Source organism: Sphingobacterium sp. UBA3519 (assembly GCF_002377215.1).
Lineage (GTDB): Bacteria > Bacteroidota > Bacteroidia > Sphingobacteriales > Sphingobacteriaceae > Sphingobacterium > Sphingobacterium multivorum.
This window is the reverse complement of record NZ_DFPI01000025.1, coordinates 209,264-235,705: the sequence shown is the minus strand read 5'-3', so window position 1 is coordinate 235,705 and position 26,442 is coordinate 209,264. Positions and strand designations below refer to the sequence as shown.

17 protein-coding genes are annotated in these 26,442 nt (G+C 41.4%); 11 read left to right on the top strand and 6 right to left on the bottom strand.

All coding sequences use genetic code 11. The features are described from left to right. Nucleotides 1-32 precede the first annotated feature (32 nt). The 10 genes from B3297_RS16180 to B3297_RS16135 all read left to right on the top strand — a co-directional run bounded on the left by B3297_RS16180 (nucleotide 33) and on the right by B3297_RS16135 (nucleotide 16,214). Nucleotides 33-1,304, top strand: a complete 1,272-nt coding sequence (locus tag B3297_RS16180) for a TolC family protein (protein WP_083296095.1) — start codon at nucleotides 33-35, stop codon at nucleotides 1,302-1,304. After that, complete coding sequence (locus B3297_RS16175; RefSeq protein WP_070569459.1) at nucleotides 1,304-2,410, top strand: efflux RND transporter periplasmic adaptor subunit; 1,107 nt, start codon at nucleotides 1,304-1,306, stop codon at nucleotides 2,408-2,410. Before B3297_RS16180 ends, B3297_RS16175 begins: the two co-directional genes overlap by 1 nt. A 1-nt stretch (nucleotide 2,411) precedes the next feature. Further along, nucleotides 2,412-5,507: an efflux RND transporter permease subunit gene (locus tag B3297_RS16170; protein WP_070569462.1), complete on the top strand. Its 3,096-nt coding sequence runs from the start codon at nucleotides 2,412-2,414 to the stop codon at nucleotides 5,505-5,507. 402 nt (nucleotides 5,508-5,909) lie between these two features. Next, nucleotides 5,910-6,809, top strand: coding sequence for a dihydrodipicolinate synthase family protein (locus B3297_RS16165; RefSeq protein WP_070569465.1), 900 nt, complete (start codon nucleotides 5,910-5,912; stop codon nucleotides 6,807-6,809). 171 nt (nucleotides 6,810-6,980) lie between these two features. Further along, nucleotides 6,981-8,438: an aldehyde dehydrogenase (NADP(+)) gene (locus B3297_RS16160; protein WP_286779143.1), complete on the top strand. Its 1,458-nt coding sequence runs from the start codon at nucleotides 6,981-6,983 to the stop codon at nucleotides 8,436-8,438. 38 nt (nucleotides 8,439-8,476) lie between these two features. Then, nucleotides 8,477-9,475 (top strand): 4-hydroxyproline epimerase, encoded by a 999-nt coding sequence (locus B3297_RS16155; protein WP_046675727.1) that lies wholly within the window; start codon nucleotides 8,477-8,479, stop codon nucleotides 9,473-9,475. Between the two features lie 23 nt (nucleotides 9,476-9,498). Continuing rightward, nucleotides 9,499-10,764 carry an NAD(P)/FAD-dependent oxidoreductase gene (locus tag B3297_RS16150; protein WP_286779142.1) on the top strand — a complete coding sequence of 422 codons (1,266 nt, stop codon included), beginning with the start codon at nucleotides 9,499-9,501 and terminating at the stop codon, nucleotides 10,762-10,764. Between the two features lie 28 nt (nucleotides 10,765-10,792). Further along, nucleotides 10,793-12,565: a DUF885 family protein gene (locus tag B3297_RS16145; RefSeq protein WP_217493567.1), complete on the top strand. Its 1,773-nt coding sequence runs from the start codon at nucleotides 10,793-10,795 to the stop codon at nucleotides 12,563-12,565. A 6-nt stretch (nucleotides 12,566-12,571) separates the two neighbouring features. Continuing rightward, the gene (locus B3297_RS16140) at nucleotides 12,572-13,996 is read left to right on the top strand and encodes an APC family permease (protein ID WP_046675729.1); all 1,425 of its coding nucleotides are present in this window, start codon (nucleotides 12,572-12,574) and stop codon (nucleotides 13,994-13,996) included. After that, nucleotides 13,983-16,214 carry a S9 family peptidase gene (locus B3297_RS16135; protein WP_286779141.1) on the top strand — a complete coding sequence of 744 codons (2,232 nt, stop codon included), beginning with the start codon at nucleotides 13,983-13,985 and terminating at the stop codon, nucleotides 16,212-16,214. The genes B3297_RS16140 and B3297_RS16135 overlap by 14 nt, the downstream gene beginning before the upstream one ends. Before the next feature lie 253 nt (nucleotides 16,215-16,467). On the opposite strand, the gene B3297_RS16130 is transcribed toward B3297_RS16135, so the two are convergent. From B3297_RS16130 to B3297_RS16120, 3 genes are all read right to left on the bottom strand, one after another. After that, a complete protein-coding gene (locus B3297_RS16130) occupies nucleotides 16,468-18,141 on the bottom strand; it encodes a M1 family metallopeptidase (protein WP_286779140.1) in 1,674 nt (557 codons plus the stop codon). A gap of 22 nt (nucleotides 18,142-18,163) precedes the next feature. Next, nucleotides 18,164-20,338 carry a S9 family peptidase gene (locus tag B3297_RS16125; protein ID WP_286779139.1) on the bottom strand — a complete coding sequence of 725 codons (2,175 nt, stop codon included), beginning with the start codon at nucleotides 20,336-20,338 and terminating at the stop codon, nucleotides 18,164-18,166. Between the two features lie 73 nt (nucleotides 20,339-20,411). Next, a complete protein-coding gene (locus tag B3297_RS16120; RefSeq protein ID WP_115047957.1) occupies nucleotides 20,412-21,800 on the bottom strand; it encodes an aminopeptidase P family protein in 1,389 nt (462 codons plus the stop codon). A 453-nt stretch (nucleotides 21,801-22,253) separates the two neighbouring features. Between B3297_RS16120 and B3297_RS16115 the strand changes: the two genes are divergently transcribed. Continuing rightward, nucleotides 22,254-23,138, top strand: a complete 885-nt coding sequence (locus B3297_RS16115; protein WP_115049497.1) for an AraC family transcriptional regulator — start codon at nucleotides 22,254-22,256, stop codon at nucleotides 23,136-23,138. Nucleotides 23,139-23,790: 652 nt separating this feature from the next. On the opposite strand, the gene fabF is transcribed toward B3297_RS16115, so the two are convergent. The 3 genes from fabF to B3297_RS16100 all read right to left on the bottom strand — a co-directional run bounded on the left by fabF (nucleotide 23,791) and on the right by B3297_RS16100 (nucleotide 26,396). Beyond that, nucleotides 23,791-25,029 (bottom strand): beta-ketoacyl-ACP synthase II, encoded by a 1,239-nt coding sequence (gene fabF, locus B3297_RS16110; RefSeq protein ID WP_115047959.1) that lies wholly within the window; start codon nucleotides 25,027-25,029, stop codon nucleotides 23,791-23,793. 62 nt (nucleotides 25,030-25,091) lie between these two features. Then, the gene (locus tag B3297_RS16105; protein WP_115047961.1) at nucleotides 25,092-25,685 is read right to left on the bottom strand and encodes a TetR/AcrR family transcriptional regulator; all 594 of its coding nucleotides are present in this window, start codon (nucleotides 25,683-25,685) and stop codon (nucleotides 25,092-25,094) included. An 84-nt stretch (nucleotides 25,686-25,769) separates the two neighbouring features. Then, nucleotides 25,770-26,396 carry a helix-turn-helix transcriptional regulator gene (locus tag B3297_RS16100; protein WP_286779138.1) on the bottom strand — a complete coding sequence of 209 codons (627 nt, stop codon included), beginning with the start codon at nucleotides 26,394-26,396 and terminating at the stop codon, nucleotides 25,770-25,772. Between the last annotated feature and the right edge of the window lie 46 nt (nucleotides 26,397-26,442).

Here is a 26,442-nt window from a genome sequence, read left to right as displayed (position 1 = left end):
TGTCCGTTAGTTTTGTGGAAATTCAAAATTAAGTGAGAAAGCTACGTATTACATTATTTTTACTTCTTGGCCTGAGTAGCAAACTATTTTCGCAGGAAGCGGTTGAAAGCCGTTTACGAAAATCGGAGATTGAACAGGTGTTCCTTGCGCATAACCTGAGCTTAATGGCACAACGTTTTCATATACAACAGGCTGATGCAGCAGTACTTCAGGCAAAGCTCTGGCCCAATCCAACGATCTCAATCTCAGAGGTCAATCTTTGGAAAAATTCCAGCAGCGAATCCTTTCCTGCGCTGATCGGTCATTATGGTAAATACCAGCAGCTGGCGGTTGAGCTGGAACAGACGATCGAAATGGCCGGGAAACGGAAAAAAAGGGTGCAATTGCAGCTTTTGGAAAAAGAGAATGCCCGGCTTCAATTTGAAGAATTATTGCGGAATTTGAAATATGATCTCCGGAGCCAATGCCTCGAACTACAGATCTTACAGGAAAAAGAACAATTATACAGTAGTCAGGTCGATATTTTTCAGACCCTAGCGAAGTCCTTTCAAAATCAATGGAAAGAAGGCAATGTGAGTGAAATGGACTATCTCAGGATTGAAAGTGAGTCGATTGCATTTGGGAATAAACTCAACGAAATCCAGCAGGAAAAAATTGCAAAAATGAATACAGTTGCGAGCTATCTAGGAGATAAGGGGACTGCACTTTACATTTCGGATACGATAGGTATGCCACTTTTTCTCCTGGGGACGAAACAGGAATGGAAAATGATGGCCCTGGAAAACCGTAGCGACTATAAAATCATCCACAATACCTGGAAGAAAAGTAATGCGCAGTTGGAAATCGAAAAAGCAGAACGTACACCAGATCTCAAGGTATCAATGAATTATGACCGGGGCGGAAATATCATGCGCGATTTTATAGGCCTGGGTGTTGCTATGGATCTTCCTTTATTTAATCGAAACCAGGGCAATATCAAAGTTGCTCAACTGGAACTTGAGAAAAACAAAGTTGAAATCGCACAATTTCGTATCGATATTGAACGAGAGATCGAGTTCCTTTCGGCGCGTTTGAGCAATCTCGAATCGAGCTTGAAAACGATGGATACAGGCTTTGATCGTAAACTGGATGTCGCGCTTGAACGCTATGTCCGCAATTTTCAAGAACGACGGTTGACCATCGTTGAATTTATAGACTTTATCAATAATTACATGGAAAACAAAGAATCAATATTGGAGCGCAGGGCAAAATACCTTCAGTATAAGGAAGAATTGACGTATTTAATCGGAAAGGACATTGTCTAATGAAAGGGAACTTTTTAATGCCACTGACACTCCTGTCCATATGTTTATTGTGGAGCTGTCAATCAACGAAAAATGAAGAGCAGGTTACGCCGCCAACTAAAGGTTTTTGCCTTAGCGCAGATTTCAAAAACCAAATTAAAATTGATTCGATTCAGAAGCGGGCGGTATTTGAACAGATCGCTTTAAATGGGGTCATTCAATACGATCAGGATGAGCTTGCTGCACTAAAGAGCCCGATACCCGGTATCGTGCAGTCTGTCTCCGTCAAGATGGGTGATTATGTGGAGAAGGGACAGATTCTTGTATCGCTTAAAGGGACCTCGGTCAATGATTTAGGAAAGGAGCTGCGTGAGCTGGAGAATAGCAAGCGCTTGGTGGAGAGTAAATTGGCAAGTCTTCGCAGTCTACTGAAAGATGGTATGGCTTCCCAACGGGAACTAGAAGAGATGGAAAGCGAATTGAAAGCCACACAAATCGGAATACGTCATGTAAAGGCCAATATGAACCTGCTCAATGGATCATCAGAAAATGGTCTATTTTACATTCGTGCACCCAAAGCGGGTTATATAGTCGATAAAAAGGTGAGCCCCGGTATGACAGTTGGTGATGATGCCGAGTTACTCTCGGTAAGTAAACTAAATGAAGTATGGGTTTCGGTCAATATTTATGCAAATAATTTACCTTTTGTGAAAAATGGTGCGCCTGTCAAAATCACCACGTTAGCCTATAAAGGGGAATCTTTTGATGGCTATATTGATCAGGTAGCCAATTTCTTCGATCCTGAAGAACGTGTCGTCAAGGCGCGTGTAAAGTTGTTGAACAAAGACCTGAGGTTAAAGCCGGGCATGAGTGTGGATGTATTGGTGGAAAAAGCTGTTTCAGGACAAGAACAGCAGATGCTGGCTATTCCCAAAGATGCCATCATTCTGCATAATAACCAGAATTTCGTGGTGCTGTACAAAAATGACTGTGATCTGTCCGTAAAGCCTGTGGATATTGTTGCTGAGAATGAAACCTATGCTTTTGTCAAAACAGGAATAGCCGAGGGAGATCAGGTGCTGACAGAAAATGAGCTGATTGTATTTGATGAATTGATAAATAGATAGGATGAAGAAAGTTGTACAAAATATTGTTTCGTTTTCATTGAAACACTCCTTGGTCGTCCTATTTTTTACGTTGGCATTATTATTCGGCGGGATATACGCCTACCTGCATACACCGATTGAAGCTTTCCCCGACGTCACCAATACACGGGTCAGGATTATCACACAATGGCCGGGACGTAGTGCTGAAGAAATCGAGAAGTTCGTCACATTACCGGTAACCAAAGAGATGAATACCATCCCAAAGAATACGGATGTTCGTTCGATCTCCTTGTTTGGCTTATCCGTTGTAACGATCCAATTTGAGGATGGTGTAGAGGACTTTTATGCCCAGCAGTATGCGGGTAATAAGATGCGTTCCATCGATTTGCCGGACGGCGCGGAAAGCTCCATCGAACCACCCTCGGGTGCTACCGGAGAAATTTTTCGCTATGTGGTGAAGAGCAATCTTCCGATTAAAGAAGTCTCTGCCATTCAAGATTGGGTGATCGAAAGGGAACTTGTGGGGGTGCCAGGTGTGGCGGACGTCGTGAGTTTTGGGGGGGAGGAAAAGATCTATGAAATAAAGATCAACCCAACAGAGCTGGCGAATTATAACTTGTCGCCACTGGACGTATATGAAGCCGTATCGCGTTCGAATATCAACGTCGGTGGCGATGTGATCCAGAAAGGAAATCAAGCCTATGTCGTTCGTGGAGTAGGTTTATTGGATAAGATCGACGATATTGGTAATATTTTGATCAAGGTGGTCGGCAATACACCGATTCTAGTCAAACATGTAGCCGAAATAGAACTGGGCGCAAAGCCACGACTTGGCCAAGTGGGACTCAATCAGGAAGATGATCTTGTACAGGGAATAGTCATTATGCTGCGGGGAGAAAATCCTTCGGCTGTCGTCACAAGGCTAAAGGCAAAAATCGAAGAGCTAAACCAACGTATTTTACCCGAAAATGTCAAGATCGAACCCGTTATAGATCGTACTAAACTGGTGAATAATACCGTGCATACGGTTTCCAAAAACCTGATAGAAGGGGTTATTCTGGTTTCGATTATTGTCTTTATCTTTTTGAACAACTGGAAGACAACCTTTATTGTTGCCTCGGTCATTCCACTGGCTTTCCTCTTTGCGATTATATTATTGAAAATACAAGGTTTGCCGGCCAATCTGATTTCAATGGGGGCGTTGGACTTTGGACTCTTGCTCGAAGGAACATTGGTAATCGTCGAGACTGTTTTTGTCTCTTTAGAAAAAGAGGCCCATCGGCTTGGGACGGAACGCTTTAATAAAATCTCCAAGCTAGGGATCATAAAAAAAAGTGCAGGTTCTGTTGCAGGGTATATCTTTTTTGCACTATTGATTTTAATTGTCGCACTGACTCCTATTTTCTCTTTTCAAAAGGTGGAAGGAAAAATGTTCTCACCATTAGCCTTTACGCTCGGTTACGCCTTATTGGGGTCCTTGATCCTAAGTTTGACCTATGTGCCCGCGATGTGTAAATACTTATTAAAAAAGAACATCAAAGAAGATGAAAATAAGATCACTAAAGTCAGCCGTAATGCCATTTTTAAAGGTTTTAAAAAGGCTTTTGACCATCCAAAATGGACATTGTCGATTTTTATGGTTGTCTTGTTCGTCTGTATGTTCCGGTTTAGCCATTATGGTTCCGAGTTTCTTCCAAAATTGAATGAGGGTGCAATCTATGTTCGCGCAACCTTACCCAATAGTGTCAACCTGGAAGAATCGGTGAAGCTGACCAAAACAATGAAAACAAAACTGATGAAGCAGTTTGACGAGATCGACTTTATAATGACACAGACAGGCCGTCCCAATGATGGCACGGATCCAACAGGCTTTTTTAATATTGAATTTAATATTGAATTGAAGCCCGAGGGGGAGTGGAAACGTAAACTTTCCAAAGAGAAATTGATCAGTCAGATGCGGGATAGCCTGCAGACTTTTCCTGGAATCAACTTTGGCTTTAGCCAGCCGATTCAGGATAATGTGGAGGAGTATGTGGCCGGGGTAAAAAGTCCACTAGTTATCAAAATCTTTGGTGAAAACTTACAAGATTTAGAGAATAAGGCCAATAAGTTTGCAGAGTCACTAAAAAAGGTCAATGGCATTACGGATGTCAATGTTTTTAAAAATATAGGTTTGCCAGAACTCCGCATTCAACTGCATGATTCAAAAATGGCTAAATATGGCGTTTCAACCAAAGATGTGCAGTCCGTGATCGAAATGACTATCGGGGGGCAATCTGTGACACATTTCTACGAAAATGAGCGGATCTTTGATGTTCGCCTGCGCTTCCAAAAATCATACCGCGACAACCCCGAGAAGATCGGAAATATCATTATTCCGACGATGAATGATCAGAAAGTACCCCTACGGGAGATCGCAACAATAGATTATCATACCGGGCCGGCATTTATTTACAGAGAAGGGAATTCCCGCTATATTGGTGTTGGCTTCAATATTGAAGGTCGAGATTTGGGAAGCACAATTGCCGATGCGAAAAAACAGATAGAAAGAGATGTGAAACTGTCCAAATCCTATAAGGTCGTCTGGGCTGGTGAATTCGAAAGCAAGGAACGGGCAACAAAACAACTGATGAATGTTGTGCCAATTTCGTTGATTTTGATCTTACTCTTGCTGTATGCCAATTTTGGTAATGTCAAAGATACGCTGATTTCTTCACTGACCCTCGCCTTTGCTTTTATTGGTGGATTCATTTCCTTGTGGATTACTGGAACGACATTTGGAATTTCGGCCGGTATCGGATTTATTATTCTCTTTGGGGTAGCCACGATTGATGGTATTGTCTTAATCGGGATTATGAAAGAAAATCTGTTGAATAAAATGCGCTTGAAACCCGCTATTTATGAAGCTGTCAAAAGCCGGATCAGACCCATCTTAATGATTGCATTAATGGGGGCGATGGGCTTATTGCCAGCTGCACTTTCAAACGGTATGGGGTCTGAAATTCAAAAACCTCTGGCGATTATGATCGTTGGTGGATTGATTATTTGTATGATTCTCTCGTTTTCAGTACTACCTATTGTTTTTTACTTCGCTTATAAGAAGGAGAACCGCGATTAGTTACCCATTTTTAATTATTATATACGAAACAAAGGTTGCCTGTCTGACAGTGCAACCTTTGTTATTTTTAACATGCAGCTGTACGTTTCGTAATAGCAATCCAAAGTTGAAGCGAATAGCGATATATCGTTTACATGCTATTTTGTGTAAATCTTGTTATAAATGTTGAATTTACATTTAAGTTCCTTAAATTAAGCCTCAACATAAAAAGCACTTCGTTGAAGTTTTGCCGAGATAAGTTATAAAGCTGTATTTAAAATTAGAAAAAACATTCTTTTGAATCCTCGTGAGTTGTATTTACGAGAAAAGGTCAATATTAGGTCAGTGTTGATTAATTCATAAGAAGACTGAACGTACTATTCCAGATAGATTTGTGATAAAGAAATATTAAAATAATACGCTATGGCACAATTTAAATGGGAAGGAATATATCCTGCAATGTTATCACCATTTGATGAAAATGGAAATTTGGATTTTGATATGTTTGGTAAAAACATTGAAGCACAATTGGATGGAGGTGTTCACGGTTTGATTATCGCTGGATCATTGGGGGAAGCAAGTGTTTTGACTACAGAAGAAAAGTATGATTTATTGACCTATGCGTTGAAACTTGTTGGTGGTCGTGTACCCGTATTGCTAAATATTGCAGAAAATACAACTGCTGCTGCGATCAAAGTGGCGCAGACCAGTGAGGAATTGGGAGCCGATGGTTTGATGTTATTGCCACCAATGCGCTATAGAGCCGATGATAGAGAAGCTGTCGCTTATTTTCGTGCTGTTGCACAAAGTACCAAACTGCCAATTTTAATCTATAATAACCCAGTTGACTATAGTACTTATGTATCGTTGGATATGTTTGAAGAACTATTGTTGGAACCAAATATCCAGGCAGTGAAAGAATCTACACGAGATTTAACCAATATCACGCGTTTGAAAAATCGTTTTGGTGATCGATTAAAGATTATGGCCGGTGTAGATACCTTGGGGCTCGAGTCTTTAATGTTAGGGGCTGATGGGTTAGTCGCTGGATTGGTGGACGCATTCCCAAGAGAAACAGTGGTTATGTATGATCTTGTGAAAGCTGGTGAATATAAAAAAGCGGTAGAAATATACCGTTGGTTTATGCCTTTGTTGGAATTGGATATTCATCCTAAATTGGTCCAATACATTAAATTGGCCGCTACAGCTGAAGGAATTTCAACACCTTATACACGCGCTCCAAGATTACCATTGATCGGTGAGGAAGAACAACGTGTGAAAAAAATTATTGCAGATTCAATCGCAACGAGACCACAATTATAGGAATGCTTCTGAACTTTCTAGCTATGAGGGTTCAGGAAATTTTCTTTTAGGGACCAAGTAAAAATAGGCGAGAAGGACCTTCTTATTATATTGAATAACCGCAAGGAATGAAAATATAGGGAAGGTTTTTATTGATTTTTGAAGATACTACTTACAATAAAAACAAAAGGAATGGATAGAAACGAAAATGAGATTGATGACGTCGTAAAACAGGCGGAGGCTGGATTTCAGTTTCTTCAGCAAAAGGATGTCATCGAAAGAGCGGAATTGATGTATGCCATTGCCGCTGAAATTGAGGAATTGGGCGAAATATTGATTGAAACTGCTCATCTGGAAACGGCACTACCTTTGGGAAGACTGCAGGGTGAAAAGGCGAGAACAGTCAATCAATGGCGTCGATATGCCGATGCTGTTCGTACTGGTTTATACAGTGAAGCTCGGATAGATCGGGATCCAAATGGCCAATTTGATTTAAGGAAATATAACAAAGGACTTGGTCCAGTGGTCGTTTTTGGCGCGAGTAATTTTCCTTTCGCCTTTTCAACAGCTGGCGGAGATACAGCAAGTGCCATTGGTGCTGGCTGCTCAGTCATCGTAAAAGCTCATCCTGCGCATCTTAAAACTTCTCAATTAATGGCTGACGCTATTGATCGTGCGGTTTCAAAACAGGGTGCCCCAATCGGTGTTTTTAATCATATACTGTCAGATTCATTTGCTGTTGGACAACAGTTGGTAAGCCATAAACAGGTAAAGGCTGTGGCATTCACAGGTTCATTTCGTGGCGGAAAAGCCTTGTTTGATTTAGGGCAGTCGAGACCTGAACCTATTCCGGTATTTGCTGAAATGGGAAGCGTAAATCCGGTTTTTATTTTGCAAGACTACCTCGCTAATCATCTGGAAGCATTTGCAAAGCAGTATATTGGATCATTACTCCTCGGTGTAGGGCAGTTTTGTACTAATCCGGGTGTATTGGTAGGCTTGGCGGGCGAACCGTTCGATCGGCTCAAACTGGCCTTAAAGAGCGAACTAAAATCTGCTGCTACAGGGAAAATGTTACATGCGGGTATTCTGGATAGCTACAATCGCCTAAAAAGCGAAATGGTTCAATCGGAAGGGATCAGCGTATTGGGGGAAGGAGAAGATAATACACAACATGATTTTGCCCGGGCTGTACTTGTCGAAACTGAAGCCAGTCAGGTATTAAACAATCCCAACTTGCTGGAAGAGGTTTTTGGACCTTTTGGGCTGATTGTATCCTGTAACGACCAAAATGAGATGAATCTTGTCATGCAACAGCTTGATGGGCAGATTACCCTGACTTTCGCTGCCACGGCGCAGGACATACATGAATGCCCGGCTCTTTTTGCAATGGCTCAGGACAAATGCGGAAGACTGCTGTTCCAAGGTATGCCAACAGGCGTAGAGGTTCAGTATGCCATGCAGCATGGCGGACCTTATCCAGCAACCACAGATGCTCGTTTTACTTCAGTAGGGCCAGATGCGGTAAAACGGTTCGTCCGACCTTTTAGCTTCCAGAATTGGCCGAATGAGTTTTTACCTAAAGAGTTACAAGACGGAAACCCATTACAAATTGATCGTCTGGTCAATCAACAATGGACGAAAGCATAATATAGATAAATGACCATATAAACAACAAGGACTCAGAAATGAAGAAGACTTTTTTTTGTATTGATTCGCATACCTGTGGTTGTCCCGTACGATTGGTTGCAGGGGGAACCCCATTGCTAGCGGGTAATTCCATGATGGAGCGCAGATTGCATTTTATACGTGAGTACGACTGGATTCGCAAAGGATTGATGTTTGAACCAAGGGGACATGACATGATGAGTGGAAGTATGCTTTATCCACCATTTGATCCGCAAAACGATATCGGCGTTCTTTATATTGAGACCAGTGGTTGTCTGCCTATGTGCGGACACGGAACGATCGGTACCGTAACGATTGCCATCGAGGAGGGGCTCGTTCAACCTAAAATTCCCGGAAAATTAAGGTTGGAAACTCCGGCAGGACTTGTACATATCGATTATGTTCAAGAGGGTCCTAAGGTGAAAAGCGTAAAGCTTACTAACGTCAAGTCTTTTTTATATGCTGAAGGGCTAACGGTAGACTGTCCAGATTTAGGAATTATCAGCGTAGATGTTGCCTACGGTGGCAATTTCTATGGTATTATTGATCCCCAGGCTAATTTTGACGATATCAGTTCTTATTCTGCGAGCCAATTGATCCATTATGGGAAAATAATTCGTCAACTGCTCAACGAAAAATATGCTTTTGTTCATCCCGAAGATGCGAATATTCATGGGTTGACACATATCCAATGGACAGGTAATCCAACGCTTCCCAACTCGTCCGGACGCAACGCCGTACTGGTTGGCGATAATGCCTTGGATCGTTCTCCTTGTGGTACAGGTACTTCGGCGCGTATGGCACAGTGGTACGCGAAAGGGAAGCTTAAAAAAGGAACGGAATTTATACATGAAAGTTATATTGGTTCACAATTTACCGGCAAAATTGAAGCGGAAACAACCGTGGATGGTAAGCCTGCTATTGTGCCGTCCATCGAAGGCTGGGCACGGATAACAGGATATAATACCATTTTTTTGGATGATGAAGATCCTTATTTTGGCGGTTTTCAGGTGATTTAATACATTAATAAGAAAAGAGCAACGTGAAAGAAAATAATAGAGGTACAGTTGTTGTAATAGGTGCTGGAATTGCTGGTCTTGCTTCGGCCTATTACCTGGTGAGAGATGGTTGGGATGTGAAAATCCTGGAAAAAAATACTTTGGACAATAATTGTTCTTATGGCAATGCAGGCATGATCGTCCCCAGTCATTTTACGCCCTTGGCAGCCCCCGGGATAGTCGCGCAAGGAATAAAGTGGATGTTCAATAGTAAAAGCCCCTTTTATGTACGGCCTTCGCTCAATCCGCGGTTGATCAATTGGGGTCTGAAATTCCTAAAACATGCCAACCGCACGCATGTGGAGCAACATGCTTCCGCCATACGTGACCTGAATCTCTATAGCAGCCGCTTGTATGACGAACTGGCCCAAGAAGATAATTTTGATTTTGAATTGAAGCAGAATGGTATCCTGATGATGTATAAATCGAAAGAAATGCAACATGAGGAGATTGAGCTGGCGCATCGTGCACAGGACCTCGGACTCGATGTCGATATCCTCGAAGGAAATACCGTTCAAGAACTGGAACCTAATCTGAAGCTAGATGTATTGGGTGCTATACTTTATCGCTGCGATGGAAAACTATATCCACCCAAGTTAATGCAGCAATTGATTCAATACCTGAAAGCCGCAGGTGTTGCTTTTTTCGAAGAAACTGAAGTCCATAAATTTATGACGGCCGGAAATAAGATTAAAGAGGCAATCAGCAATAAAGGAAGTTTTCAGGCAGATGCTTTTGTCTTGACTGGCGGTGCTTATTTGCCGCAGCTGACTTCAAAGTTGCATTTAAATACACCGCTTATGCCTGGAAAAGGATATTCTTTTATGTATCAGCCCCAGGGTGAGCAGAGCTTGAATCATGCGGCATTATTACTGGAAGCTCGTGTTGCTGTAACCCCCATGAATGGCCAGATCAGATTCAGTGGTACGATGGAATTGGGACCTGCAAATGATAAAATTTATGAAAATCGTGTTCGTGGCATAGTAGAGTCTATTCCCAAATATTACCCGGAGCTACAAGTCGATTATCTAAAGGAAAAAATATGGTATGGTTATAGGCCCTGCTCGCCCGATGGATTGCCTTATTTGGGACGATTGGAAAAATTTGACAATGTCCTGGTTGCCGGTGGAGGTGGGATGATGGGCTTGAGTTTAGGTCCAGCATACGGGAAAATCATTGCAGATTTATTGGCCGGACAAAAAATACAGGCTGATATTGATGGGTTTAGGCCCGATCGTTTTGATCGATAAAATTATGATATAAACCAATACCTGAATTATGAATCGTTCTTTTTCTTTTAAAGCTCCCAAAACACTGTTTTATGGACTACTCTTTCTATTCCCGGTATCCACACATGCACAAAAGATGAAATTATACGAGCATACCACCCCCATAGAACCTTATATCGTGCAATATGGGCATGATGTTGAGGCGATCAACTATTTCTATGGTCCAATGCCCAAAGGCTGGGGCAATCAACAGGCTGCAGCATCGCCCGAACAGCTGGCACGTCTTCAACGTTTGGATAACGAATATTTGAACAAATTGGACAAATTTCCCTATGAAGAACTTGAAACATCTGGGCAGGTGGATTTTATCTTACTGAAGCGCAAACTAAAAAGTGATCTCCTTGCACTGAAAGAACATGAGTCGAATTACAACAGGTTATCCCTGTATTTACCTTTTGCACAACGAATATTTAAACTCGAAAAGGAACGTCGTCGAGGAAAACGTTTGGCGGGAGAAGATGTCGCGAAAGAGCTGACGCGGGTTGTCGATGAAATCGATCGATCGATAACCGCTTTGCAAGAAAAGACCAATATTCCTGATGCAGATGTGAACTTTTTGGTTGGCCTATTAAATTCTTTGGATTTAAGGATAACAAGCACCTTCGATTTCTATAATGGATACGACCCTGAATTTACCTGGTGGGTACCCGCCATATTTCAACAGGTGAAAAGTAAATTGTCGGATTATAAGGAGAAATTAGCCGCAAAAAGCGACCGGAAAGTTTTTGATGATGGTAGCCAGATTGCGGGTGTGCCGATTGGCGAAAAAGAAATAAACCGAAGACTCAAAGCTGAAATGATCAGTTATACAGCTGCCGATCTGCTAAAATTGGCTGATCAAGAGTTTAAATGGTGTGAAGCAGAGTTATTGAAAGCGAGTCGTGAAATGGGGTTTGGAGACGACTGGCGGGCAGCACAGGAGCAGGTTAAAAACTCCTACGTTCCCATTGGTAAACAGCCGGAACTCATCCTGAAATTGTATAACGATGCACAGCAGTTTATTCAAAAAAATAAACTCATGGATATTCCTGAACTGGCAGATGAAACTTGGGGAATGATCATGATGACCCCAGAACGTCAGCGTGTCAACCCTTTTTTTACGGGTGGTCGGGAAATTAGTATATCATATCCAACCAACACGATGGATCAACAGGCAAAATTGATGAGTATGCGTGGTAATAATCCTTATTTCTCCCGCGGTACTGTGCAGCATGAATTGGTCCCCGGTCATCATTTGCAATATTTTATGAATAGGCGCTACAAGCCTTATCGCGAGGAAGCGTTTAATACACCCTTTTGGACAGAAGGATGGACACTTTATTGGGAATTATTATTGTATAGTAAAGGATTTGCCAAAACTCCCGAAGAGCGTATAGGAATGTTATTTTGGCGTATGCACCGCTGTGCGCGAATAACCTTTAGTATTAAATTTCATTTGGGTGAATGGACGCCGCAGCAATGCATAGATTACTTGGTAGACAGGGTGGGATTTGAGTCTGCTAATGCCCATGGTGAAGTAAAGAGGTCTTTTGAAGGTTCATATGATCCCTTATACCAGTTGGCTTATCTGGTCGGCGGATTACAACTGATGCGGATCAAAGAGGAGGTGGTTGATCAGGGTAAAATGTCATTTGCTGATTTTCATGATCGTGTGATTAAAGAAAATTACCTGCCCATGGAAATGCTAAGAGCGATTATCAAAGGCGAGCAATTAAAACCAGACCATGAGACAAATTGGAAATTCTATCATTTTAACAACTAGGTGTTTATGAGTGAGTCAAAACAAACTTTTCAAAAGTCGCTGGGATTGCTCGATGCAACGATGCTTGTTGTTGGAAGTATGATTGGTTCTGGAATTTTCATCGTTTCTGCAGATATCGCACGCAATACCGGTTCTGCGGGTTGGATGATGGTTGTCTGGCTAATCTGTGGATTTATGACTTTAACAGCAGCATTGAGTTATGGTGAACTCAGCGCGATGTTTCCCAAGGCCGGTGGCCAATATATTTATCTTCGGGAGGCTTATGGTCCCGTATTGAGTTTTGTATTTGGCTGGACATTTTTTGCTGTGATACAAACCGCGACAATCGCCGCCGTCGGCGTTGCGTTTGCTAAATTCACTGCCTACCTTTTCCCCTTTATGGACGAAGATGTCTATCTGCTTGAATGGTCAGATTACCGCGTCTCGGCAGCACAGGTGCTGGCCATTGCGGTCATTATGGTATTAACCTACATTAATTCAAGGGGTGTAAATAGCGGAAAGCGTGTGCAGACATCCATTACATTGATCAAAATTGGGAGCCTGTTGCTTTTGTTGCTCTTTGGCTTCCTGGCTTTGAAACATGAAGTTTGGGCTTTGAACTGGGACAATATTTCGCTTTGGTCCATGCGCCGCTTAAATGTGGATGGAACCTACACATCTTATGATGGGTTTTCAGCAATGGGTGCTTTTTCTGCGGCTATGGTCGGAGCCCTCTTCAGTAGCGATTCTTGGCACTCATCCTCAGCTGTAGCGGGCGAAATTAAGAATCCGCAACGCAATATCGGATTGAGTCTGGCATTAGGGACTTTGCTGGTCACCGTCATCTATCTGTTGACCAATTTAATGTATACGGGCATATTGCCTTTGGAAGCTATGGTCAACGCACCAAAGGATCGGGTAGCGATGAGTGTGGCACAAGAAGTATTCGGCCCTTTTGGGATCACGATTATAGCCATTATGATCATGATTAGTACCTTCGGTTGCAATAATGGAATTATCCTGGCCGGCGCGAGGGTGTATTATTCCATGGCTAAAGATGGTTTGTTTTTTAAAAGGGCAGGCAAGCTGAATGCACATGCGGTACCCGCCTGGGCCCTCTGGATACAGTGTCTTGCAGCGTCAATATGGTGTTTGAGTGGAAAATATGGTGACTTATTGGATATGATTACCTGTGTGGTCGTGATCTTTTATGTCCTTGCAATTGCAGGTATTATTCGCCTCCGTATCACGCGTCCGGATTTGAACAGACCCTATAAAGCATTTGGATATCCTTTTCTTCCCATTCTTTATATTCTGATGGGGCTAGCCTTTATCGGCTTGATGGTAATTTTTAAACCAAATTATACCTGGCCAGGCATTATCATTGCACTATTGGGTATCCCGATCTATTATTTAATCAATCCTAAGCGAAGAAAATATGAAGTTTCTTAGTACAGTGGTTTTGTTGTTGTCTGCACAGTTTCTGTTTGGTCAAGGAACTTTGGTAGATTATACCCGTGCACAAAACCTAAAAAAACAATTGACCAATAAAATCGAAAATCTACCGGGGCAGTTTTATTGGAATGATCGGGGGGACCTGTTTTGGTATGATCGAAATACGGCGCAGGGAAAAGAGTACATTTTGGTCAATCCCCAGGCAAAAACAAAAGAACCGCTGTTTGATCTAACGAAGGTATTTTCCTTGGTGGATGAAAAGCTGGAACGAAAAGTCGAAAATCGCGTTATTTCCAATGATCAGATAAAATTGATGGATCAAGATCAAGTTTCGCTCGATATCGCGGGCTACTTTTGGATCTGGAACCGCCGTTCCTCGCAATTGAGCCAGGGCGCTGCAAGTGGAAGTAAAGAGCGCAATCCGCGATATTGGGGGCAGCGTGAACAAGGAAATACCTATCGGGAAGTTGAATCTCCAGATAAAATACATGTTGCTTTTATCCGCAACAATAATGTTTTCTTAGCAAAGAAGGGAAACTTAAATCAGGCGCGACAAATTACGTTTGATGGTAATACGTCAAACTACTATAGCAATGATATTCAATGGGCACCGGATAGCCGGAAATTGGCTACAGTAAAAACACAAAAAATAGAGATCAGACAACTGACGCTTATTGAATCTTCCCCTAAAGATCAATTACAGCCAAAGATTCAGACACGAGATTATGTCAAACCTGGTGACGAATTAGCGCAAAAACTACCCGTTTTATATGATCTCGAAAAAGATAAACTGTGGGTATTTGATGCGGAGCTTATACCGAATCAATTTTATCTTTCGGAATTATCCTGGCGCGATGACAGTAGAGCATTTACCTTCGAGTATAACAAACGCGGGCATCAGGTCTATGGTGTCATGCAAATGGATGCCAATAGCGGTATGTCCAGTTATTTGATCCGAGAACAAAATAAGACCTTTATCGATTATAGCGGTAAGAAATATCGGGAGGATCTAGCCGATGGAAAGGAAATTGTGTGGGCTTCTGAGCGTGACGGATGGAACCACCTGTATCTTTATGATGGATCTACTGGAAAAGTGAAAAATCAAATCACAAAGGGAAATTGGGTGGTTCGGAAAGTTGTACATGTCGACGCTGACAAACGAACGGTCATTTTTGAAGGCAGTGGTATGAATGCAGAGGAAGATCCCTATTTGATCCATTATTATTCAATCGGTTTAGATGGAAAGGGCTTAAAACTGCTGACGGAAGAAAATGCAAATCATCAAGCTTTTTTCAATAAAGACTATTCCTTGTTTGTGGATACCTATTCCCGAGTTGATCAGCCGCCAATTTCAGTATTGCGCGACAACCATGGTCGTCTTATCATGGAACTGGAGAAAACAAACAGCAGCTTGCTCGAAGCGGTAGGCTGGCGTGCTCCAGAAGTCTTTAAAGCCAAGGGACGGGATAGTGCAACGGATATCTGGGGTATTATTATTCGACCGACCAATTTTGATCCTGCAAAAAGTTATCCTGTCATCGAATATATTTACGCGGGACCGCATAGCTCTTTCGTGCCCAAATCATTCTACAGCAACCCGAGTGGGATGTATGAATTGGCGGAATTGGGCTTTATCGTGGTGCAGATCGATGGAATGGGGACGTCAAATCGTTCAAAGGCTTTTCATGATATCTGTTGGAAAAATCTGAAAGATGCGGGTTTTCCCGATCGGATAGCCTGGATGCAGGCTGCTTCAAAACAATACAAATACATGGATATCGGTAGGGTAGGGATCTATGGTACGTCGGCTGGCGGTCAAAGCTCGACGGGCGCGCTGTTATTCCATCCGGAGTTTTACAAAGTTGGCGTTTCCTCCTGTGGCTGTCACGATAATCGAATGGATAAAATATGGTGGAACGAGCAATGGATGGGTTGGCCTGTAGGACCTGAATATGCAGCGAGCTCCAATATTGAAAATGCCGCTAAACTGGAAGGAAATCTTTTATTGATTGTAGGTGAATTGGATGATAATGTGGATCCTTCATCCACTTTCCAATTGGTTGATGCCTTAATCAAAGCACGTAAGAACCATGATTTTATTATGGTTCCCGGGATGGGACATTCCTCTGGGGGAGATTATGGTGAACGAAAAAGAAGGGACTATTTTGTCAAACATCTACTTGGCGTAGACCCGCCTGCCTGGAATCAGTATTGATCTTTTCAATAGGATAATGATCCTATAAGGTAGGCCTAACGCCTGTTTTTCTGACAGTGTCCGATCTTATTGGTTAGAAAGAACCTTCAGTTTGCTTTCATTGCTGTTCGTGTATGCGAAGTCATAAAAGTTTTATTCCAATTGGGAATACAGATGAAGTGATAGGAATGCTTCAATAAATACAGCGCCCCGGAAAGTAAGTAACTTTCCGGGGCGCTGTATTTATTTTATGTCTGTAACCTTGAAACCGTTTTTATTCGACCAATACGCCGACATAATAGTTGAACGTATCGATATCAATATTATCTTTCGTTAAACCGGCTATTTTAATCGGTCTGAAACGTTGATCCAATTGGATAAGTTCTCTTTTTTGACCTTTTACCCCAATATGTATAGGCATATGGAAGCCTTTGACTTCACTGATCCATCGGCCCAAGACTCTCCCTGAAGGATCTTGCTTGATTTCCAGTGTAGGAATGGCGCTATGCTGTACATACTGCTCAAATACTTTTAAAAGGTCTAAACCGGATTGCTGGTTTACGTAGTTGACAATATCATTATAATCGACTTGCTGATGATAAAACTTGCTGTTTAATCCCCGGAGAATATTTCGCCACTTTTCATCATTGTCCATCATCGTACGGATCATGTTGAGCATAACACCGCCTTTAGGGTACATATCGCCAGATCCTTCTTTATTGACGTGGTAGGGGCCCTGAATGGGGCTGTCATTTTGGATTCCAATTCGGATACCATGAGCGTACGCTTGGCTAGCTTCTTTGCCATAGAAATAGTCGATAAATAAACCTTCAGAATAGTTCGTGAAGCTTTCATGGATCCACATATCGGCCAGATCAGCGGAGGTTATATTGTTGCCAAACCATTCGTGGCCAGATTCGTGGACCACAATAAAATCCCATTTATGTCCCCAGCCAGTTCCCGACGCATCCCCGCCACGATAGCCATTTTGATAATGGTTTCCATAGGCGATGGCACTTTGGTGTTCCATGCCTGTATGGTAGGTTTCAACAAGCTTATAGCCATCTTCATAGAACGGATATGGACCAAACCAATGTTCAAAAGCCTCTAAGGTCTGGTTGGCATTTTTTTGAAGATGAGCTTTCTTTTCTGCCGTATCATTTTCGCGCAAGATATAGTAATCTATATCCAATGGTCCTTTTTCACCTTTATATTTTTCTTTAAAATGAACATAATCGCCGATATTGATGGCGACATTGTAGTTGTTGATCGGATTGGCGACTTTCCAATGGTATTTGGTATAACCATCCTTCATTTTTTCTACTTTGACCAGGCGACCATTGGATACATTCATCACCTCTTTTGGGACGGCAATGGAAATCATCATACTATCCACTTCATCGGATTGATGGTCTTTGTTTGGCCACCAGACACTCGCGCCCATACCCTGGCATGCGGTTGCTACCCACGGTTTGCCCTTGCTGTCTTTTTTCCAGTCAAAGCCACCATCCCATGGAGCTTTAACCGCCTCTGTAGGATGACCTTCATAAAACACGGTAAATTCATCCTGTGTCCCTTTCTTGATCGCAGTAGGAAATTCGACAAAGACCGCATTGTGCTCTCTGGTAAAGGAAAGTTCTTTCCCTTTATAAATGACTTTATTTACTTTTAAATTTGCAAAAAGATCAAATTGCAGGCGGTTAAAATCAGTCGTGGCCTTGAAACGGAAAAGGTTTGAACCTGAAATATATTTATTATCTATATCCACCTTAACATCCAGATGATAGTATTGGATGTCGTAGCAGGTGCGTAATGGCGTCAGGTATCCGCGCAGTGAATCCGCTCTTGTGAATTCATTTTTTTCTTTCATCAGCTGCGCTGCCGATTGCTGTATACCTGCGGTCAATAGACCGCAGGTACCCAATGCATATAACAGTATTTTTTTCATTTTTAAATAATAACGATTCAGTCTATCTTCCTCCCGGAGGACAATGTAATTTTAGATAGTTTGTAAATAATGTCCTTAAATGCTCATGTGTGCCCTGTCCCTCGCTAATTGAATGGCTGCGGTTTGGATAAGACATCAGCTGGAACTGCACGTTATTTTTGATCAGTTCATTGATCAGGACTTCGGCATTTTGATAGTGCACATTGTCGTCTCCAGTTCCATGGATGTAGAGTAGGTTGCCTTTGATATTTTTTGCATATTTCAGTGGCGAGCCGTTTTCAAAGTCCGCCAGATTTTCTTGCGGAAGGCCCATATAGCGTTCTTGGTATACATTGTCGTATAGTAACTGATTGGCTACCGCTGCAATGGCAATACCGGTTTTATAGATCTGCGGATATTGCCCCAATAGGTTAAGCGTACTCGATCCGCCACCGCTCCAGCCCCAAACGGCCACGCGTGAATTGTCGACAAACGGCCATTTCAGTATTTCTTGCGTTGCTAAAGCCTGATCGCGAATATTGAGCTGTCCGATATTGCGGTAGATGCTTTTTCGCCAAGAGCTGCCTTTAGGAGCAGGCGTTCCGCGATTATCCAACGAAATATAAATATAACCGTCCTGTGCCATATTTCCTTTATATAGACTGTTATAACCTGCACCAAAATTGTCTATCACAGTTTGCGATGCGGGTTCGCCATAAACCATAAAGACAACAGGATACTTTTTATTGGGATCGAAATCCAGGGGCTTTACCATCCAGCCATCTAATTCAATGCCGTCGGTGGTTTTAACTTTAAAAAATTCCGCAATGCCGTCGCTGACTTTCTTTTCACGTTTCAGTTCAAAGTCGACGCGTATTTTGTGGGTCGGTAATTCAATAACAGCATTGTGCTGTAATGTTGTCCGGTTGCTAAAGTTGAAGATGGCGATTTTACCGTCTTTTGAAATATCATAATCGCAGGTTCCTTCGTATGAGGCTGGTGTAAGTCGTTTTGGAACGCCACCTTTTGTAGACACGCTGTAAAGATATTTTTGTGTCGCATTGCTTGGCGAGGCCGTAAAATAAATGGTTTCATTTTTCGGATCAAAAAAATCAAGATTGATCATATCATAATCGGCTTTCATAACCAGCTTCTCATTTCCTGCTAGATCGATCTGGTAAATTTTGCGCCAACCGTCTTTTTCGGATACCCAGATGAAGGCCTTTCCACCTTGAACCCAGTCCCATCCGGAAGGATCATTGTTGTTCCACCGTGCTTTGATATCAATCCACGAATCGCTTTGCTCCTGATGTATGTTTTGCCCTTTATTATTGGAAAGCGCAACAGTATAAATCTTACTCTCATTCTGTTTTCTATTGAGCTGCTCCAGAATAAGTTGTTTGCTATCCAGGCACCATTCCATACGGGGGATGTAATGCTGGTTGGGATCTCCGGGGATATTGATCTTTGTGCTCTTTTCATTTGCAAGTTCATAAGTCCATATGGAGCAGGCACTCGGTGATTGTCCAACTTTAGGATACTCCACAGGAATGGTGTAGGAGTAGAGGCTATCGGTATTGTTGATCATTAGAAAATTGCGAATGTTGCGGGCATCAAGCTTCCAATAGGCAATGGAAGCACCGTCCGGCGACCAACGGAAACCGTCTTTACAACCAAATTCTTCTTCGTATACCCAGTCGAAAGTACCATTGATTAAACGGTCTGTACCATCGTTAGTAACCGAAACAATGCTGCCATTGGCGAGATCCTCGAGGTAAATATTATGGTCAGCTTTGTTCACGTAAGCTACTTTATCTGCTTGCGGGTTAAACTTCGCAAACATCAGTTGCGATGCTGGGAATTTCTTGCCTAGTTGCTGCAATTGATTGGTCTTCTTGTTGTAAACCCAATAGTCACCTCGCGTATTCTCTCGCCATACTCTTTTGCTATTGGTATAGATCAAAATAAGCTCCTTATTTTTGGAGATGGAAAAATTTTCGACTTTTAAGGCTGCCGTTGCGCCTTTCGGAATAAGTAATTGTTGCGAAAGGAAGACTGTTCGCATGCCATTTATCGGATTTACCGTTTCTATTCCCTTGTCGGAAAATTCATAATACTGGTCACCCTGATCTGTCCACAATCGCTGTGCAACAAGTAAATTTGGCGCATAAAAAACCAGTATAAGGATAATAAAGATTAACTGTTTAATTCTGTTCATTTGTTTATCTGTTTTTTTTAAGAATCCCCAAAAAAGATTTCAGTTCACTTTCAAGGTTTTATCACGAGTTTATTTAGTCAATTGGATTGTCTTTAAGCTGATAGATTTCCTGGATTTCACGTTCAAGGTATTGTCCGAGACGTCGGTATCCATTCTGCTCGATCAAGTAATTGTCTTCAATACGAACCCCACCAAAATCAAGGTGTTTATTTAAGAAATCATAGTTGATAAATTCTTTGTGTAAATTTTGTTGCTCCCAAAGCTGCGTTAGTTCTGGAATAATATAGATGCCAGGTTCAACGGTTAGCACATTACCAGCTTCCAGTTTCTTACCGAGCCGCAGCGATTTAATGCCAAAAGTTTGGGTATCCTTTGGTTCTGCTTCGGTATATCCAACATATTGCTCGCCGAGATCTTCCATATCATGTACATCGAGGCCGAGCATATGGCCGAGTCCACATTGAAAGAAAAGTGCATGGGCATGGTTCGCGACAGCATCTTGCGTATTCCCTTTCATAAATCCTGTTTGTATAAGTCCGTCTACAAGCGCTTCACAAGCTTTTAAATGAATTTCTTTAAAGTGGATTCCGGCAGTCAGGAGCTGCTCTGCCGTTTTAAACGCATGTAAAACAATCTGGTATATTTCCTCTTGTAACGCAGTGAAACGTTTTCCTACAGGAAAGGTTCTGGTCAAGTCTGACGCATAGCCCATAGCGGTTTCGACGCCCGAATCATTGAGAAGCAGATCACCTGCATAAAGTTGGTGAAATTGCATATGATTGTGTAGGATTTCACCCCGTTTTGTAACTATCGGTGGATAGGAGAAGGAGGTACCCTGATCTTGCGCAAAATGCTGCATGGCATTACTGATCTGATATTCGTAACAATCAGGTTTTGTCATACGCATAGCGATACGATGCATCTCAACGGCAATATCTACCGCTTTCTCCAGTTCGAGGATTTCTTCTGCCGATTTAATGCTTCTATGTGCGACGACTGCTTTAATCAAAGCTACAGAGGGGGTGAGCTGATTTGCAGTACGGCCGGTTAGCTGCTCAAGTAATAATTTATTATGCGACTGATAAGGAGGAAGATAGTGAATATCCTCCTGTTTTCCTTTGCTAAGGTAGTCGAAAAGTTGATTGAAAGGCAGGATTTTGTCGATACCCGACAGGTCTGCCTTTTCAGCTAAAGTTTGCTGTTGACCCATCCACACAATATCATCGATTGTCATTTCGTCGCCAAATAATATGGTCTCGTTTTTTTCAGCATCCAATACGGCAGCCAAACGTGGACTTTTGATACCTATATAATATAAAAAGCTGCTGTCTTGACGAAATGGATAGGTATTGTGCTCAAAATTGATCGGATTTTCAATGTTACCTAGCAAAAGAATTTTGCCAGTTGTGAACTTTGATAACAGATTATTTCGGCGATTAAGATATATTTCTTTTTTGAACATAAGTTTTGGGAATTATTTGAAGTTGGATTGTCTAATTAGGTGCCTATTGTGTAATACGAATATCGTAAAATTTATGCGCTTCAAAATGATTTATTTAAAAGGTCTTTCTTTAATGTGTAGTGTTTGTTCTTGTTACAAATGATATGTTCTCCGTTTTTTATACTAAAAAGTGCTAAAAACGAAATTTAATAAAGTTCAATCTTTCTATTGAATAATAATTATCACAATTTATCAAAGTCTAATTGTATTTTAACCCATTTTTCCAATATAAATGGGTTTTTATTGTCAATTCGTTGTTTTGTGCGTGGTATTATTAGAGGATTATTAAATATTGTCGAATACTAAACATATTTTAGTATAGTATTTTTATGTTTTATTTCCAAGTCGTGTTGTTGCTTTGGAGTTGTTATATTTATGTTACTAAACAGTAAACATAAAACTAAACAAACCTATATGAAAACGCTCCAATTTATTGTGCCGACCATGCGAGGACAGAGTCTAACAATTCAAGAAGATATATTGGAAACTTTTTATCCTCATTTCCATCGACATCAAGAAGCTCAATTAATGTGGATAAAAAAAGGTAAGGGAGTTTTGATTGTGGAAGACACCTTACATCCTTTTAAGGAAAATGATATTTTCTTTTTGGGAGCGAATCAACCACATGTATTTAAGTCTGCCTCCCAGGACGGATTCTCGAATGAATCTCGCTCCGTTTCCATTTTTTTCGATCCAAATGGAAGGCTTAAATCGCTTTTTTCCCTGGAGGAATTTGAATCGTTGAATCAGTTTATTTATAACAACTCAAGAGGGTTTAAGGTTCCCGATTCATATTTTCCCCAAATAGCAGAACGGGTCTGTTTATTAAAATCTGCGGACCAAATGGATAAGTTAATGCACTTTTTCTATTTATTAAGAGCATTGGCAAATATTTCACGCGAGGCGGAAGCACTTTGTAACGAACGGGTGGAAGTTGCCTTTGATACGATGCACGGATCAAATCGCATTAATATCATCTGCAATTATATTAAGGAGCACTATAAAGACGAAATTACGCTGGAAGATGTTGCTGACCATGCAAATCTTACTCCACAGGCATTTTGTCGATATTTTAAAAAGCATTGTGGTGTAACTTTTGTTACCTACCTCAATAGAATAAGAGTCAAGGAAGTGTGTAATCAATTAAATGAAGATCACTTAGACAGTGTTTCATTTATTGCCTATAACTGCGGATTTAATAGCATTACCAATTTTAATCGGGTTTTTAAACAAATCGTAGGCTGCAATCCAAAAGAGTATGTGCAGCAATATAAACAAACGCTTTACTCTGTGATTTAGAATACAGTACCGAAATCAAGATTTAGGCTTGCCGCTAAAGTACAACAAGGCAACTATCGATTTAAAACTCGTAAAATGAAAGAACAGGTTTGCAGTGAGGCAACTTCCGTTGCCTCGCTGTTTTTTATAGCCTTTAAATAGCATCCTTTAATTGCTATTTTACCACATTTTAAATTCCAATGTACGTGTAAGACAGTTAGAATGTCCTCTCTTATCTTTTTTCGTCTTAATTTTTTTCGAATCAACTGTGGATCAAGTAGGAATTATATTATAGTTTTAGACAGTGCTTGTTCAGTGCTCGTTCAGTGTTTGTTCAGTGCTCGTTCAGTGATGACTCAGTGGAAACTGAATAACGAGTGACGAATCACTGTCTAAAAATTGATTGAAAATTGTGATTAGCTATAAGTTGATATGCAGATGTGATGCTAATTCTATACCCATTCGACTCCTGGAAATAAACCTAAAGACCTTCAAACAGGAATAACGATTCAAAAAAGCAGATCTATACGTGCAATTGATGAAAAAAATAGGCAAAAAAAAAGGTTTTCAAACGGGGAGAATGAAAACCTTAAATAACCAATTATAAACCTAAATTATGATACTACAAAGATAGTGTGTTTTTTACACTTTGTCAAGAATTATTTCAAAAAAATTAAATCTTTTTGAAGACGATACTCGAATTGTGTCCTCCAAAGCCAAAGGCATTGCTCATTGCGGTCTGAACTGTTTTTTCATGCGGTTGATTGATGACAATCTGAACTCCTTCGGGAATATCTGGATCGATATTTTCGATATTAATAGTTGCAGGAATTACATTATTGTTGATGGATTTTATGGCAATGATTGCTTCGATAGCGCCAGCCGCCCCAAGTAAATGTCCTGTCATCGATTTGGTGGAACTGACCCATAGATTATTTGGGCTTCCAAAAGCCCGTTGCACGGCCTTAAGTTCGGCGATATCACCCACTGGTGTGGAAGTCGCATGGAGATTCAAATAGTCGAGCTGGCTGATATCGATTTTTGCTTCTTCCAGCGCCAATGACATGGCTTTGGCTGCCGCTATCCCTTCGGGATGGGGCGAGGTCATATGGTAAGCATCTGCGGTCATTGAAGCCCCAACAAGCTCTGCGTAAATTTTTGCGCCTCTTTGCTTTGCATGTTCATATTCTTCCAAGATGAGTGCTCCGGCTCCTTCACCCATGACAAAACCGTCACGATCGCGGTCAAATGGTCTACTCGCAGTCTGTGGACTATCATGCCGGCTCGACATGGCTTTCATTGCAGAAAAGCCGCCAACTGATGCCGGTGTGATGGGGGCTTCGGAACCACCGCTGATGAAGACTTTGGCTTTGCCGAGCCTAATGTAATTAAAGGCGTCCATAAAGGCCGTATTGGATGTGGCACAAGCTGATACGGTGGTGTAATTGATTCCTTTTAAGCCATACTTCATTGAAATCATGCCTGATGCCATATTCACAATAAGTCTAGGTACAAAGAAAGGACTGAATCTCGGTTTATAATCTCCCGTTACGTAAGCCTCAACTTCATTTTCGAAAGTTTCCATTCCACCCTGACCAACACCCCAGATCACACCGATATCAAATGGATCCATAGCATCGAGATCTAGTCCCGAATCTTCCATCGCCTGCGCTGCGCTATATAAAGCATATTGCGTAAAAAGATCACTTCGTTTAATCTCATTTCTATCTAAGTATTTTTCGGGTTGAAAGTGCTTAATTTCACTTGCAATCTGTGTTCGAAACAGCGATGCATCAAAACGGCTAATCATCGTTGTGTGGTTTTCGCCCCGTAAAATGTTATCCCAAAATATGTCTATGTTTTCTCCCAGCGGGTTAATTGTCCCCATGCCAGTTATGACAACTCTTTTCATCTCTTTTTATTTTAATATAAACTTATTAATATACCAATTGGTATTTGTTTTTGTAAAAAAAATTAAGCCTTGATCTCCTGATCCACCATTTCCTTCATTTTATCCAATACAATGGCAAGATCTTTTCCCCGACCGGAAATCTTGGAAAGGAGGATTCCGCCTTCGATCATTGCCATAAACATAATGGCATAATTTTCAGCAGAAATATGCTGTTTAAATTCGCCGCTGGCGACTCCCTCTTCAAGTATTAGAATGAACCGTTGTCTCCATAAGTCAAAGGAACGTTTGACTTTGGGCGTTAGAAAAGATAGTGAATCATCCGCCTCTACGGCCGCATTCATCATGGGGCAGCCTCCTGAAGCTGCGATATTTTTGAAATTTTCCTTGTAGAAATCTAGAAAAGCCATTAGCTTCTTTAGCGCTGTTTTTTGCTGGATAATTTGCTGATTAACGGCTTCGGCGATTTTTTTGCTCTGGTAGGTATAGATATGAGTAGCCAGGTCATCTTTGTCCTTGAAATTACCATAGATACTTCCTTTTGTTAATCCTGTCGCTGTCGTGATGTCCGAGAGCGAAGTCGCAAAATAGCCTTTCTTATTAAAAATGGGCGCAGTTTTTTCAATGATATATTGCCGTGTCTGTTCTGCTTTTGACATGTTATTCCTGTTCTTTTAATGCAAATATAAAAAATACTTTTTGGTATATTAGTAATTTGTGCAGGAATGTCTTAGAAATTGGTTTTATTTCGCCTTTGAAATGCGATAGGTACAGCGCGGCGCATTCTCGATGATGTATTCTATTCTACTGATACGATATGCCGGACCGATGAGTTGCTGGAAATTATTCAGTTCTGAACGGCAAAATCCCTGACATTCGGTTGCTGCTGCACATATGGGGCAATGATTTTCAATGAGAAGATAATCGTCAGCCTCTTTTCTCCATTCAGCCATATAGCCTTCCTCTGTTCTTTTGGCAGCTATAACTTCAAGTTTTTTTCCGATGGATTCAATATCCGATATTGCGTCAGTATATTTCTGATATACTTTAGATTCCCGATCACTAATCAGTAGATCCAACGCATTCTCGCCAAGCACTTGTTTAATCGACTGCAATAATTGTACGGTAATGTCGGCGTGACTATCTGGAAATCTTGCCATACCCTGTGGCGACAGACTGTAATAAGTCGAGGGCCGGCCTATACCTTCGCTCCGGGCATTGGATACAATCAGGTTTTGATTCGCGAGGTTCAATAAATGTTTACGGGCTCCTTCTTTTGTTATCGCCAATTCCGATGCAATCAAAGCTGCAGTGGCTTCTCGGCGCATTTTTAATAACATCAATATTCGATCAGCTGGACTTTTCTGCATTTGACAATAAAAAAGTTGTTTTATGTACTACCAACAAAGATAGCAT

What these genes read in the sequence shown, in the direction of transcription:
- B3297_RS16175 (WP_070569459.1), top strand. Translation starts at nt 1,304, where the DNA reads ATGAAAGGGAACTTTTTAATGCCACTGACACTCCTGTCCATATGTTTA.
- B3297_RS16170 (WP_070569462.1), top strand. Translation starts at nt 2,412, where the DNA reads ATGAAGAAAGTTGTACAAAATATTGTTTCGTTTTCATTGAAACACTCC.
- B3297_RS16165 (WP_070569465.1), top strand. Translation starts at nt 5,910, where the DNA reads ATGGCACAATTTAAATGGGAAGGAATATATCCTGCAATGTTATCACCA.
- B3297_RS16160 (WP_286779143.1), top strand. Translation starts at nt 6,981, where the DNA reads ATGGATAGAAACGAAAATGAGATTGATGACGTCGTAAAACAGGCGGAG.
- B3297_RS16155 (WP_046675727.1), top strand. Translation starts at nt 8,477, where the DNA reads ATGAAGAAGACTTTTTTTTGTATTGATTCGCATACCTGTGGTTGTCCC.
- B3297_RS16145 (WP_217493567.1), top strand. Translation starts at nt 10,793, where the DNA reads ATGAATCGTTCTTTTTCTTTTAAAGCTCCCAAAACACTGTTTTATGGA.
- B3297_RS16140 (WP_046675729.1), top strand. Translation starts at nt 12,572, where the DNA reads ATGAGTGAGTCAAAACAAACTTTTCAAAAGTCGCTGGGATTGCTCGAT.
- B3297_RS16135 (WP_286779141.1), top strand. Translation starts at nt 13,983, where the DNA reads ATGAAGTTTCTTAGTACAGTGGTTTTGTTGTTGTCTGCACAGTTTCTG.
- B3297_RS16130 (WP_286779140.1), bottom strand. Translation starts at nt 18,141, where the DNA reads ATGAAAAAAATACTGTTATATGCATTGGGTACCTGCGGTCTATTGACC.
- B3297_RS16125 (WP_286779139.1), bottom strand. Translation starts at nt 20,338, where the DNA reads ATGAACAGAATTAAACAGTTAATCTTTATTATCCTTATACTGGTTTTT.
- B3297_RS16120 (WP_115047957.1), bottom strand. Translation starts at nt 21,800, where the DNA reads ATGTTCAAAAAAGAAATATATCTTAATCGCCGAAATAATCTGTTATCA.
- B3297_RS16115 (WP_115049497.1), top strand. Translation starts at nt 22,254, where the DNA reads ATGAAAACGCTCCAATTTATTGTGCCGACCATGCGAGGACAGAGTCTA.
- fabF (WP_115047959.1), bottom strand. Translation starts at nt 25,029, where the DNA reads ATGAAAAGAGTTGTCATAACTGGCATGGGGACAATTAACCCGCTGGGA.
- B3297_RS16105 (WP_115047961.1), bottom strand. Translation starts at nt 25,685, where the DNA reads ATGTCAAAAGCAGAACAGACACGGCAATATATCATTGAAAAAACTGCG.
- B3297_RS16100 (WP_286779138.1), bottom strand. Translation starts at nt 26,396, where the DNA reads ATGCAGAAAAGTCCAGCTGATCGAATATTGATGTTATTAAAAATGCGC.